This window comes from Demequina globuliformis, assembly GCF_000975155.1.
GTDB lineage: Bacteria > Actinomycetota > Actinomycetes > Actinomycetales > Demequinaceae > Demequina > Demequina globuliformis.
In genome coordinates this window covers 578,694-591,645 of record NZ_BBRG01000001.1, presented here as the reverse complement: position 1 = coordinate 591,645, position 12,952 = coordinate 578,694, and the positions used below count along the sequence as shown (strand labels likewise).

Annotated in this window: 10 protein-coding genes; 8 read left to right on the top strand and 2 right to left on the bottom strand. The window is 67.5% G+C overall.

Annotated elements, in window-relative coordinates:
- Positions 1-69 precede the first annotated feature (69 nt).
- The 5 genes from AOP75_RS02680 (at position 70) to AOP75_RS02660 (ending at position 4,248) form a co-directional block, all read left to right on the top strand.
- Positions 70-924, top strand: a complete 855-nt coding sequence (locus AOP75_RS02680) for an ABC transporter ATP-binding protein (RefSeq protein WP_062076809.1) — start codon at positions 70-72, stop codon at positions 922-924.
- Positions 921-1,730: an ABC transporter ATP-binding protein gene (locus AOP75_RS02675; protein ID WP_062076808.1), complete on the top strand. Its 810-nt coding sequence runs from the start codon at positions 921-923 to the stop codon at positions 1,728-1,730. Before AOP75_RS02680 ends, AOP75_RS02675 begins: the two co-directional genes overlap by 4 nt.
- A gap of 5 nt (positions 1,731-1,735) precedes the next feature.
- A complete protein-coding gene (locus AOP75_RS02670; RefSeq protein WP_062076807.1) occupies positions 1,736-2,719 on the top strand; it encodes an ABC transporter permease in 984 nt (327 codons plus the stop codon).
- A 111-nt stretch (positions 2,720-2,830) separates the two neighbouring features.
- Positions 2,831-3,742, top strand: coding sequence for an ABC transporter permease (locus tag AOP75_RS02665; protein ID WP_236683105.1), 912 nt, complete (start codon positions 2,831-2,833; stop codon positions 3,740-3,742).
- Positions 3,743-3,753: 11 nt separating this feature from the next.
- On the top strand, positions 3,754-4,248 hold the full coding sequence (locus AOP75_RS02660; RefSeq protein ID WP_062076806.1) for a gluconokinase: 495 nt from the start codon (positions 3,754-3,756) through the stop codon (positions 4,246-4,248).
- Between the two features lie 6 nt (positions 4,249-4,254).
- On the opposite strand, the gene AOP75_RS02655 is transcribed toward AOP75_RS02660, so the two are convergent.
- Positions 4,255-4,473, bottom strand: coding sequence for a DUF3107 domain-containing protein (locus AOP75_RS02655; RefSeq protein ID WP_062076805.1), 219 nt, complete (start codon positions 4,471-4,473; stop codon positions 4,255-4,257).
- Positions 4,474-4,524: 51 nt separating this feature from the next.
- Between AOP75_RS02655 and AOP75_RS02650 the strand changes: the two genes are divergently transcribed.
- From AOP75_RS02650 to AOP75_RS02640, 3 genes are read left to right on the top strand one after another with little or no spacing between them, the layout of a single operon-like run.
- Positions 4,525-5,514 (top strand): DUF3152 domain-containing protein, encoded by a 990-nt coding sequence (locus AOP75_RS02650; protein WP_062076804.1) that lies wholly within the window; start codon positions 4,525-4,527, stop codon positions 5,512-5,514.
- A 41-nt stretch (positions 5,515-5,555) separates the two neighbouring features.
- Complete coding sequence (locus tag AOP75_RS02645; RefSeq protein WP_062076803.1) at positions 5,556-8,693, top strand: UrvD/REP family ATP-dependent DNA helicase; 3,138 nt, start codon at positions 5,556-5,558, stop codon at positions 8,691-8,693.
- Positions 8,690-11,980 (top strand): ATP-dependent helicase, encoded by a 3,291-nt coding sequence (locus AOP75_RS02640; protein ID WP_062076802.1) that lies wholly within the window; start codon positions 8,690-8,692, stop codon positions 11,978-11,980. The genes AOP75_RS02645 and AOP75_RS02640 overlap by 4 nt, the downstream gene beginning before the upstream one ends.
- On the opposite strand, the gene AOP75_RS02635 is transcribed toward AOP75_RS02640, so the two are convergent.
- The gene (locus AOP75_RS02635; protein WP_062078332.1) at positions 11,977-12,909 is read right to left on the bottom strand and encodes a phosphotransferase; all 933 of its coding nucleotides are present in this window, start codon (positions 12,907-12,909) and stop codon (positions 11,977-11,979) included. The genes AOP75_RS02640 and AOP75_RS02635 overlap by 4 nt on opposite strands.
- Positions 12,910-12,952 lie beyond the last annotated feature (43 nt).

The window sequence follows — 12,952 nt, the reverse complement described above, 5'->3', positions numbered from 1 at the left end:
GGGCGGTGTCCCGCCCCACCTCAGCGCCACCCCTTTGCTCTCCCTCCCGTGAACTCCAGGAAGGCCCCAGTGACCACCGACACCTTGCTGACCGTGACGGACTTCAGCGTCGTGTACGACGTTGACCCGCCCGTTGAGGCGGTCAGCCACGTCTCACTTGAATTGCGCCGTGGAGAGATCCTCGGGCTCGCGGGCGAGTCCGGCTGCGGCAAAACCACCCTCGCGTACGGCATTCAACGTCTCCTCAAGCCGCCAGCGGTCATCACGTCCGGTCATACCGTCTTTCACGATGAGGCTGGCGAGGACATTGACCTCAACACCCTCGACGCGGCGCAGATCCGTGCGTTCCGGTGGGACAAGGTGTCGATGGTCTTCCAAGGCGCCATGAACTCGCTCAACCCGGTTGCGCGCGTGGGAGACCAGTTGGACGACGTCTTCACCACGCACAGGCCGGCCATGAGGCGTGCCGAGCGGCTCGAGGAAGCGCGCCATCTTCTCGACCTGGTGGGAGTGGGGCGTGACCGCTACCGCTCCTATCCACACGAGTTGTCCGGTGGCATGCGCCAGCGGGTCATGATCGCGATGGCCATGGCGCTGCGCCCACAACTCATGATCATGGATGAACCGACGACGGCGCTCGACGTGCTGGTGCAGCGGGAGATCTTGACCCAGATCTCGCAGCTGCGTGAAGAACTCGGATTCTCCGTGATCTTCATTACCCACGACCTCCCGCTCTTGCTTGAGATCTCCGACCGCATCGCCGTCATGAAGGACGGCGTCATCGTCGAGCTCGCCTCAGCGGAGTCGATCTATCACCACGCCGAGCATGAGTACACGCGCCGCCTCCTTGACTCGTTCCCGAGCCTCACGGGCGAACGCGGCGACTTTATCCGTGGCACTCAGCGCGAGGAGGAAGCGCAATGACCACCCTCGACTTCCGCCACGTCACCAAGCAGTACAAGGTCAGGGGCGCCGGCGATATGCTCGCGCTGGATGACGTGTCCTTCACCCTGACCTCCGGCCAAACGATCGCGCTGGTAGGGCAGTCAGGCTCTGGAAAATCCACGATCGCGAAGATCCTCACGCAACTGGAACGCGAGACCACGGGAGAAGTCCTGTTGGACGGGGCTCCCATCCCCAAGCGCGGCAAGGGCCTGCGGGCCTACCGGCAACGAGTCCGCATGGTTTTCCAGGATCCGTTCGCGTCCCTGAATCCGTATCACACGATCCGCCACCACCTTGAGCGCCCGTTGCGGCTGGACAAGGTTGTCCCGAGTGACCGCGTGGATGACGAGGTGCGGTCATTGTTGACGCGCGTGCGCCTGGAGCCCGACGCTGTCATTGACCGCCGCCCCCACGAACTGTCTGGAGGGCAGCGCCAGCGCGTCGCGATTGCTCGCGCGCTGGCGTCGCGTCCCGAGCTTCTGATTGCCGACGAGCCGGTGTCAATGCTGGACGTCTCCATCCGCCTCGGGGTGCTCAACCTGCTCGCCGATCTTCAGCGAGAGTCCAACTTGGGCGTGCTCTACATCACGCACGACCTCGCCACCGCTCGCCACTTCTCTGACGAGATCATGGTCCTCCACCACGGCGTCGTGGTGGAGCGCGGCCCCTCTGATGACGTGATTTTGAACCCGCAGCACGAGTACACGCGCGCACTGCGGGACGCCTCTCCGGATCCCGACAAGCACTTCGCGGACCCGTCCGGTCCGGCGAGTTCAAGGAGCTGACGCACGTGAGATTCATTCTGCGCCGCGCCGCCTTCTACGCCTTTACGGCATGGGCGGCCATCACCATCAACTTCTTCTTGCCTCGCTTCATGAAGGGCGACCCCGTCACCGCTTATATGGCGAAGCACCAAGGAGACTTCAACCCCGAGGCCATCGACTCTCTGCGGACGTTGTTTGGGCTGGACTCCGACAAGTCGCTGTGGCAGCAATACGTTGACTATTGGGGGCAGCTCTTGACGGGGGATTTGGGGGTGTCGTTTTCCAAGGGCCTCGCACCCGTGTCCGATGTGATCGCGACGGCCTTGCCGTGGACGCTCGGTCTGGTGGGCCTGTCGACCATCATCAGTTTTGCGCTCGGCACCCTGATGGGGTCCGTCATTGGCTGGAAGCGCGGCTCCCGAGGCGACTACGTCATTCCCTTCGCGACCTTTTTCTCGACCGTTCCGTACTTCTGGATGGCGCTCATCTTTATTGCGGTGTTTTCCACGCAACTGGGGTGGTTCCCGGCCTCGCACGCCTATGACAAGGGCACGGTGCCGAACCTCTCGTGGGACTTCATTGGCCAGGTCATTGCGCACGGGACGCTGCCAGCCGTCACGATCGTGTTCGCCTCCCTGGGCGGGTGGATCTTGGGCATGCGCAACATGATGATCACGGTCCTCGACGAGGACTACGTCACGGTCGCTGAGGCCAAGGGCTTGGCGCCTCGCCGAGTCTTGCGCAAGTACGCCGCTCGCAACGCGGTGCTGCCCCAGTTGTCGAGCTTCGCGCTTGCGCTCGGGTTCATCGTGGGCGGCACGCTCGTCACCGAACTTGTCTTCAGCTACCCCGGCGTTGGCAAGATGCTGCTCGATGCGACCAACGCCAAGGACTGGCCGCTCATGCAGGGGTTGTTCCTCGTGATCACGATGGCCGTGTTGCTCGCCAACATCTTCGCGGACGTGGTCCACGCGATCCTTGACCCTCGCACCCGAATGATGGAGTCGTAAATCATGACTGTGTCGAACTTCCCCACCAATGAGGACTCCGAGGCTCGGGAGGGCCTGCCAACGGAGCCTCGTCGGCCCTCGTCGGTCCGGCGCTTCGGTCAGTCCTTCGCGATGTTTCGCAACGGCAAGTCCATCACGGGCCTCATCATCATCGCGGTGTTCGCCATTGCGGCGATCTTCGCGCCGCTGATCGCTCCTTACGGCCCCCTCGAAAAGGACTACGACGCGCTCAAGCAGCCGCCGTCGGCCGAGCATTGGTTGGGCACTACGCACCTGGGTGAAGACGTGTTCAGCCAGATCATCTACGGCACCAGGGGCGTCCTTGTGGTTGGCCTCGTGGCGGGCGTGCTGGCCACGTTTGTGGCAGTGTTCGTCGGGGTCGCCGCGGGCTATGTTCGGGGATGGAAGTCGGAGTCGTTGTCGGCGTTGACCAACGTGTTCCTGGTCATCCCTGGCTTGCCGCTGATGATCATCATCGCGTCGCAATATGACGATCCCAGCATTGTGTTGATCTCCGCTGTCATCGCGATTACGGGGTGGGCGTGGGGCGCTCGAGTGCTCCGCGCGCAGACCATGTCGCTGCGCAACCGCGACTTCGTGCAGGCGGCACGGGCGAACGGCGAGAAGCTGTTGCGGATCATTACGGTGGAGATGCTGCCCAACCTCACGGCGATCATTGCCTCCAGTTTTGTGGGCACCGTGACGGCGGCCGTTCTGGGTTTGACCACGCTCGCCTTCATTGGCGTCATCCCCATCACCAACCTCAACTGGGGCACGATCTTGTTCTGGGCGCAGCAAAATGGCGCCTTCCCAGACTTCTGGTGGTGGTACATCCCTGCCGGGTTATGCATCGCGGTGTTCGGCATGGCGTTGTCGCTGGTGAACTTTGGCATCGACGAGTACGTCAACCCGCGCCTGAGGTCCGCGGGCGAACGCGCGCGTGCCATGCGCAAGAAGGGACTGTCGACGACGTCTGGGGTGACCGAGGTGCGAGCGACGCCAGCTGAGGACCCGCAGCCCTAGGCTTGATTCCTATGAGAGTGGTGGTCATGGGAGTGACGGGATGCGGCAAGTCGACCGTCGCTCGCGGCCTGGCACAGGCGCGTGGCTTGGAGTTCGCGGACGCGGACGACCTTCACAGAGCCGATGCCGTGGCTCAGATGGCTGCGGGCGTGCCCCTCACGGACCACGACCGGTGGCCGTGGCTGGACAGGGTCGCTGAGTGGCTGGCCGCGCGCGACGGTGCCGTCATCGCGTGTTCGGCGCTGCGGCGCGTCTACCGCGACCGCATTGTGGCGGGTGTGGGCGAGGTGACGTTTGTGCACCTCGCGGCGCCGCAGGCGGTCCTTGAGGAGCGCGTGAGGCGCCGCTTGGCTGAAGAAGGACACTTCGCTGGGGTGGCGCTCCTGGACTCGCAGTATGCGACGTTGGAGCCCCTCGCGGCGGACGAGGATGGTGTGACGCTCGACGTGAGCGTGCTGGACCCGGCAGCGGCGGTTGCCGCGGCATCGGCCCGTATGGAGTCCTAGCGCGCGTTACGCGCCGAACCCGACGCGGCGCTTGCTCTCCTCGCCGATCTCGACATAGCCGAGTGCCCCCGCGGGGACCACGAGGCGACGCCCCTTGGCGTCAGATAGATCGAGAGTGGCGCCCTCGAGGGCGTCGGCCACTGCCTTCGCCACCTCGTCGCCGCTCATGTCCGTTTCGATGACAATCTCGCGTGCCACGTTCTGAACGCCGATGCGAATCTCCACTGCCGCCTCCGATGGTGCTGATGATGGGGATGTTCTGACTATCGTAGAGGCGTGAACCAGCGTGAGAAGGGCCTGTTCGCGGGCAGGGGAATCCACCTGCCCAGCCTGAAGGCGATTGCGCTGACCGTCGGGTGCGCCTTCGTCGCCGGCATTGCGGTGGGCTGGGGGACCGGCCTGGTAGGAGGCAACCTTGCGGCGCCCGAGCCGTCGGTGACACCCACTCCCACCGCCGAGCCCACGTCCACCGTTGACGTCTCCTTGCCGCCCTTGGAGCCTCTCGATCGTGAACTCGACGATGCCGATCGTGACGCGGGAATCACGTCGCTGGTCGTCCCGGAGGCAGGTGATGGCGTGTACACCACGGTGACGGCCGATGCCGAAGCTACCGGTTCAGCACAGGCCGTGCGCTACGTACGAGTAGACGTGGAAAACGGGCTTGCCCTGCAGGGTGACGCTGTTGCTGCCTTTGTGCTGGACTCGCTCAACGATCCCCGCGGGTGGGGCGCGAGCGGGCGGTACGAGTACGTCCCCACCACCGGTGCGGCAGACATTCGCGTCGCGCTCGCGACCCCCTACACGGCCGCAGCCACGTGCCCGACTCCGCACGCGCCCGCCTCCGTCGGCGCGCAGCCCACGGCGACGGCGCAGGACAGCGCCGAGCCGTCCGAGGACGGGTCGGCAGAGCCTTCCGCGGAACCCAGTGGAGCACCGTCGAGTTCCGCGACCGCTGCGAGCCCGGTGGAGGACGGCACGTGCGCCGATCGCGGCCTCATCATGATCAGTGCGTACGACTGGGCAGCAGGTTTGGACGCGTACGGCGACGACCGGCAAGGAGCGCGGGACTACTTCCTGAACCACGGAGTGGGTCACGTCCTGGGAGAAGAGGACGGCATCTGTGCCTCCGGTCGTGCCCTCGTGATGACGGACCAGCGTGAACTCTCAGACGACTGCGAGCCCAACCCATGGCCGTTCCCCGACCAGCCGCTGCCCGACCCCAGCGCGTCGCCCTCGCCGACGGCCACCCGTAGCGACGACGAGTAGCGAGTATTAGACGTGTCACTGGCGCGTGATGGGGTAGGGGCATGACGGTCCGACTGACGCCTCCACCTGCCCGGTCAGAGCTGCCTGCACTCGATGTGGACCAAGAGGCCGTTGTCGAGGCCGCGGCTCGCGGAACGGGCCACGTGGTGGTGGTCGGAGCAGCAGGGGCGGGCAAGACCACGGCGGTCGCGGCGGCGGCCGCACGCGCTGTGGACAGCGGTATCTCTCCCGAACGCCTGCTGGTGCTTGCGCCAACGCGCGCAGCGGCCGCGCAGTTAAGAGACGTGGTGTCCGCCGCCGTGGGCCGCCCCACCGGTGTGCCGGTCGTCCGGACCGCAGCCTCCGTGGGGCACGCCATCTTGTCCGCCGCTGCCCGCGCGGACGGTCAACCTGAGCCCGCGCTCATCACGGGCGCGGAGCAGGACGCGGTCCTGCGTGACCTGCTCGAAGGCCACCGACTCGGTACTGTCCCAGGGCCCGACTGGGCGTCAGTGGTCCCGGCCGAGGCCACCGTCCTTCCCGGGTTCCGATCAGAGCTACGCGACGTGATCATGCGCGCGACGGAGGCCGGGCTGGGAGCTGAAGGGCTCGCGGACCTTGCCGCCCAGACGGACCGGCCTGAGTGGGCCGCCGTGGCGCACGTCATGCGCGAGTATCAAGGCACCCTCATCTACCGCACCCTGCCGGGCGATCAGGGCGTGAAGTACGACCCCGCCAGTGCCGCCCGCGACGCCGCCGTCGCCCTCGACACCTGGACAAGTGCACGTGGACTCCGTCCCGAGTGGGACCTCGTGATCGTTGACGACTACCAAGACGCGACCGACGCCGTGGTGGCGCTGCTTGATGCGATGGCCAGCGGTGGCGCGCGACTGATGCTGGTGGGCAACGCCGACGAGTCCGTGCAGGGCTACCGCGGAGCTCTGCCGTCGGCGCTTGCTGAGGCGACTCGGGAGGCGGGTCCGCGAGCCTTTGGGGCACAGTTGATGCGCCTGGGGGGTTCGCACCGGCAGCCGCCGCAGCTGAGCGGCGTGGTGGACGCGATTGTGAGCCACATTGGCACCCAGGGTGTGGGGTCCGCTCGCCGCCGAGCCGACGCAGGCGTCGATGCCCCGGTCGAGGTCGTGGTCGCGCCCCACCGGTACGCGCAGTCGCGCGCTGTCGCAGCCGCGCTCCGCCGTGCCAGGCACCCGGAATCGGGAGACGCCGTGCGCTGGTCCCGGATGGCGGTGATCGCGCGCTCGAACACGCAGCTGCGAGAACTGCGGGCGGATCTGCTCGGCGCCGACATTCCTTGTGACTCGCTGGGCGAGGCCGTGGCACTTCACCAGGCCAGCGCCGTGGCGCCCCTGGTGACGATGATGCGCGTGGCGGCGGGTGAGCCCTGGACCGAGGACACCGCGCTGAGCGTCTTGGGCTCGCGGCTCGTGGGTCTGGATCCGGTCGGGCTCCGCAGGCTCCGCCGGGCCCTTGTCCGTGAGGAGCGCGCCCACGGGGGGATGCGGTCCTCCGCTGATCTCCTCGTGGAGGCCATGGAGAGCACGGCCACGTGGGCCAGCCTGGACGGCCGCGAAGCGAGCGCCGGGACCCGAGCCGTCGCCGCCGTCGACGCTGCCCGCACTCTGCTGGGCGAGGGCGCCGCACCTCGACGCGTGATCTGGGCCCTGTGGACAGCGCTCGACGTCGCCGAGACGTGGCGAGCGGCAGCGCTCGCGGGATCTGCAAGGGATGACGCTGATCTGGACGCGGTCATCGCGCTACTACGCGCGGCCCAGAACTTCGAAGAGCGCATGGGGAACGCGCCCCTGGGTGCATTCCTTGAGCACCTCGAGTCGCAGGATTTCGCGGCCGACAGCCTGGGCGCCAGGGCACAGGGCGTCGACGCGGTGGCGCTCGTTACCCCTGCATCCGCAGCAGGGCGCGAGTGGGACGTGGTGGTGGTGGCCGGACTCGAAGAGGGCTCGTGGCCCAACGTACGGCTGCGAGACTCGGTCCTGGGCGCACAGCACCTCGCGCAAATCCTGAGTTACCGCGCGGATCCCGAACCTTTGACGGCCGAGCGCCGCTCTGTCCTCGCGGCAGCAGCGCGCACCAGCGTGGTGGACGACGAGACCCGTGCCTTCGCAGTCGCTGCCTCGCGGGCGCGCCAGCGCTTGATCCTGACATGCGTGCAGGACGCTGAGAGCCGCCCGTCTCGCTACATGGACTGGGTGGAGCATGCGGCTGGTGTAGCGCGCGTCGAGGCTGGCACGGTTCCCCAGGTGGGGGACCTCCGGCATGCGGTAGCGACGCTGCGCGCTCGTGGCGCGGTTGCCGACGGCTCCGAGCGCGAGGGCTACGCGCTTGCCCTCGCGCGCCTGGCGCGTCGTGGAGTGCCGGGGGCGGCGCCGCATCAGTGGCATGGCGTGCCGGAACCGTCCAGCGCAGAGGGGTTCTACCCCGAGGACTCCACTGTCCGGGTGTCGCCGTCCAAGGTGGAGGGCGTGGAGCGATGCTCACTTCGGTGGGCGCTTGAGACCGCCGGTGGCACCACTCAAAGCTCCACAAAGCAGCAGTTGGGCTCGCTCCTGCACGAGATCGCTGCCGAGCACCCGCGCGGGACACGGGACGAACTCATGGCCGCGCTGGATGAGCGGTGGCCGCAGATTGCGGGCACGCAGACGCTGCCTGATCGCGCCCTGCGTCAGCGGGCGGACGCCATGATCAACCGTCTTGCCACGTACATCGCGACGCACCCGGCGGAGGCCATCAGCGTGGAAAAGGGGTTCTCCGTGGCCATTGGCCGCGCCCTGCTGTCCGGGAGCGCTGACCGCATTGAGGTCGACGACGATGGGCACGCGCTGATTGTCGACCTCAAGACCGGTAGCGCGAGTTACGTGGGCGACGTCGAGACGCACGCACAACTATCGATGTACCAGCTCGCGGCCGCGCACGGGGCTTTTGCTGGTGTTGAGAAGGTGGAGGGCGCCGCACTCGCGTTCCTTGGCGGCGACACGGTGAAGCCCAAGGTCGTTCGCCAGGACCCCATCGACGTTGAAGAGCAGCATCACCGCCTCGACGACGTGGTGGGGACCATGACGGCCCCGACCTTTACGGCGACAGAAAATGACATGTGTGGGATGTGCCCGGTCCGCCACGTGTGCCCTGTGCAACCCGAAGGCAAGCAGGTGAGCGAGGGATGAACGAGGACTCAACGGTCGCCGGCCAGGCCCGCAGCGTGGCGGAGCTGACGACGCTCATTGACCCGCACACCACGCCAACGCCGGAGCAAGCAGCGATCATTGGCGCGGACCTGTCGCCAACCTTGGTGGTGGCGGGCGCCGGCTCGGGCAAGACCGAGACGCTGTCGATGCGCATGGTCTACCTGCTTGACCATGGCGAAGAGCTGTTTGGGCGGCCCATCAGCCCCGACGAGATCCTGTGCCTGACGTTTACTCGCAAGGCGGCCGCAGAGATCGCCGAGCGTTCGCAGGACCGGATCGCGGCGGCCTTTGGTGAGGATCCGGCTCGACCGCCCGTCTCTGTGGCGACCTACAACGGCTACTCGGCCGCGCTGGTTGCCGAACACGGCCTGCGGCTGGGCGTCGATCCTGAGTCCGCCACGGTGACCAACGCCGCGCTGTGGCAATTGGCCGACCAGATCGTCAGCACGTGGACGGGTCCCGTGGCCACGAGCGTGGCGCAGAGTACGTTGACGCAGGCTCTGGTCTCGCTCAGTGGGCAGATGCGCGAGCACCTCGTCACTCCCGACCGGGTGCGCCGCTGGGCAACCTCGTTGTGGGAGACCCTGGAGAGCCTTCCCGCGCCCTCAGGCACCGCCTTAGTGAATCGCAACGGCAACCCCACGCCGGAGGCCTCGAGCCTCAAGGCCGTACGTTCGCTGCTGGACCTGGTCCCCATGGTGGAGGAGTTCCAACGGCGCATGCGTGATGGCGCCTACCTCAACTTCTCCGATCAAGTGGCGTACGGCGTCGAGCTTGCGGAACTGCCTGCGGTCCAAGCCATTGAACGCAGCCGGTACCGCGTGGTTCTCCTCGACGAGTTCCAAGACACGTCTCCCGCACAGCTGACCTTGTTCGCGCGCATGTTCGGTGAGCACCACCCCGTGATGGCGGTGGGTGACCCGAACCAGGCCATCTACGGCTTCCGGGGAGCCTCCGCGAGCGCGCTGTCCTCATTCGTCACCCAGTTCGGTGGCCCGGGCGCGGTCGTGAACAGGACCCTGTCGGTGTCATGGCGCAACGAAGCGTCGGTCCTCGACGTGGCGAACGCGGTGGCGGCGACGCTGCCCGTCAACCCCCAGGTGACGGTAGAACCGCTGCGCTCCAAGGGCCAATACCTGGACGTGGCTGAACCGCAGCGCCCTCACCCGGGTGTCGTGGCGCACATGGCGGCTGACCTCGACGACGAGGCTGACGCCGTCGCGCAGTTCATCATTCAACGGCGTGCGGACTTGGGCTCCACGCGCACCGCCACCGCCCCCGTGACGGCAGCGGTACTGTGCCGTCGGCGCGCGCAGTTTCCCGCCATGGTCGCCGCGCTGACGCGAGCGGGCCTCGACTACGAGGTCGTGGGCCTTGGCGGGCTCATTGATACGCCTGAGGTCGCCGAGCTGATGGCGCTTCTGCACGTGGTGCACGACCCCTCGCGGGGTGACTCGCTCATGCGTCTCTTGGCGGGCGAACGGCTCGCGCTCGGCCCGCGTGACCTGATCGCGCTCAAGGACTGGGCTGATCGCGACCGGGATCGTCGCACGCGCGACGACGAGTACGCGCCCACGATCGTCGATGCGCTCGATGACCTGCCCGACCCGCACTGGGTCTCCGCGGAGGGTCGCTCGCTCTCGATGACTGCGCTTGAACGGCTGCGCAGCTTGCAGTCGGTCGTGCGTGCCATCCGCGAACACACCTACCTGTCCCTCACCGAGCTGATCGTCTTCGCAGAGCGCGCGTGGGGGCTCGACATCGAGGCAGAGGTCTCCCGGCCGGGTGGGCGCGCGGTCCGCAACGTCGACGCCTTTTTGGACGCCGCACGCGGTTTCGCCTCGGGCGCCGAACACGCCACGCTCGGCGCGTTCCTTGCGTGGCTCGACGCCGCGCGGCGAGAAGAGTCGGGGTTGACCGCGCCGGTCAAGGAACCCGAGCCAGATGCTGTGCAGATTCTTACGGCGCATAGTGCGAAGGGGCTCGAGTGGGACGTCGTCGCGGTGCCGGGGCTTACGCACGGGACCGGCCGGGGCGCCAAGAGCCAGTTCCCGTCCGGCGCTGTTCCCACCTACGCCGAAGCGGAAGACGGCTCCGTCCACGTGTCCGTGGCAGACAGCGCGTGGATGAGCGGCACTGGGAATCTCCCGTTCGAGTTGCGGCTGGACCGTGACGACCTCCCGCTGTGGGACCGCGGCGACGTCGCGGACAGGGCGACACTTGGGGCGTCGATTTCAGCGTTCAAGGCCGACTGTGGAATCCACCGTCTCGATGAGGAGCGCCGCCTCTTCTACGTCGCGCTCACGCGTGCACGCTCGCACGTCCTGCTGTCGGGGTCGTGGTGGTCGACGTCGACCTCGCCGAGCGCACCCTCGTTGCTCCTGCAGGAACTGCTTGACGGGGGATACGTCACGCGCGATGGCTGGGCGCCGGAGCCGGGCCCGGACGCGGAGAAGCCGCACGTACCACCGGCCTCGGCCCCGTGGCCTCCGCCAGTGACCGATGAGCAGGCCTCTCGCCGGGCGCTTGCTCGCGAGGTGAGCGACGCGATGGCCACACCAGGGGCCGAGCAGGACGAGTGGGACCCAGCACTGCCATTGGCGCGCGACCTCGCGGCGATGCTCGCGGAGCGGGACGCACACCGAGGCTCGGGGCCGACCGTGCCCATGCCCGGCCACCTCACGACGTCTGCGCTCGTGTCTCTCACCCGCGACCGTGACGCCTTCGCCGATCAGTTGCGGCGCCCGTTGCCGCAAGAGCCCACGGTTGCAGCCGAGATCGGCAATGCGCTCCACGCATGGATCGAGGCGCAATACGGCCACACGGCGCTGCTGAGCGTCGACGAACTCGACGCAGTCGACGGGACGTCGACGAGCGGGCCCGTCGACGAGCTCACAGCGAACTTCGCGAAATCTGAATGGGCCGCACGCACCCCCTCCGACATTGAGGTGCGCGTGGAACTCCCCGTCGCGGGAGTGACCATCCGGTCCCGGATCGACGCCGTGTTCCCCCCGGGGGCCGGCCTGGAGCGCGTGACCGTGGTGGACTGGAAGTCAGGTCGCCCACCGCGCGACGATGCCGAGCGGGCCGCGCGGGAGGTGCAACTCGCCGTCTACCGCCTTGCCTGGGCAGAGTGGAAGGGGCTCGACATCGACGAGGTTGATGCGGCGTTTTACTACGCTGCGTCTGACACGACGGTGTGGCCGCGGGACCTGCTCACCCGTGCGCAAATCATTGCGCTCATCACGGCGGACGGGGAAGCCTAGGAGTCGTCGCCTTCGTCGAACAGCATGGTCTCGAGGTCGGCCAGCATTCCGACTCCGTCTTCGACCACGTCGGCATTGTCGGTGCGCACGCCGTACATGAGCCACCGCAACAAGGCGAGCTCGGACGCCAGGCGAGCCCGGTCTAACAGGTGAGAGTCGGGAGACTCGCGCCGGCGGAGCCGGTAGGCCTCCATGACGGAGTCGACGATGTCTTCGGGAGCGGACGCGACCAGCCAGGACAGGTCGTCAGCGGGGTCGGCCACGCGGGCGTCCATCCAGTCAACGATCCCGCGCACCGAGTCGCCGGCCACGACGATTTGGTGCTCCCCGAGGTCGCCGTGGACGACAGTGGGTTCAAAGCGCCACCACGACACGTTCTCAAGCTGGCGTTCCCAACGGTCCGCCAAGCGCGGAGGAATCTTGCCGGTCTGGATGCCGGCGTCGAGCTCGGCGAGCCGGCGCTGGCGGTACTGCTCCGCGTCGTAGGTCGGCAGGCCCTCGTCCTCGACGAGCGCGGGCGGCAGTTCATGGATCTCTGCGATCGCGCGGCCCAGGCTCGCTGCGAGTCCAGGGCCCGACTCCAGGCGCGCAAGCACGAGCGGCGCGCCTGGGACCTCGGAGTACACAATCGCGCGGCCCTCGTCGCCTGCCATCGACGCGGCGCCCTTGGGGCGCGGCACGTCGAAGGACACCAGTTCCGTATCGTGCGCGCGGCCCAGTGCCGTCAGCAGGCCCTGTTCTGCCTCGAGAGCGGCGCCGGCCGCTGCACGGCGCGGTGCGCGGACCACCCAGCGCTTGCCCGTCGCGTCCTTCACCACGACCACGTCAAAATCTGCGTCGGAGTGGGGGCTTCGCAGCACGTCGTAGACGTCAAGGCCGGGAACGGCGACTGAGGCGAGCGCTGCGAGCGCAAGCGGAGAACGAGGCACCTGCTCACCGTAGAGCCAAATCCCTGCGTGCGCCACGTTCCAC

Excerpts from the sequence above, each read along its gene's own strand:
- AOP75_RS02675 (WP_062076808.1), top strand. The coding sequence starts at position 921 with ATGACCACCCTCGACTTCCGCCACGTCACCAAGCAGTACAAGGTCAGG.
- AOP75_RS02665 (WP_236683105.1), top strand. The coding sequence starts at position 2,831 with ATGTTTCGCAACGGCAAGTCCATCACGGGCCTCATCATCATCGCGGTG.
- AOP75_RS02660 (WP_062076806.1), top strand. The coding sequence starts at position 3,754 with ATGAGAGTGGTGGTCATGGGAGTGACGGGATGCGGCAAGTCGACCGTC.
- AOP75_RS02645 (WP_062076803.1), top strand. The coding sequence starts at position 5,556 with ATGACGGTCCGACTGACGCCTCCACCTGCCCGGTCAGAGCTGCCTGCA.
- AOP75_RS02640 (WP_062076802.1), top strand. The coding sequence starts at position 8,690 with ATGAACGAGGACTCAACGGTCGCCGGCCAGGCCCGCAGCGTGGCGGAG.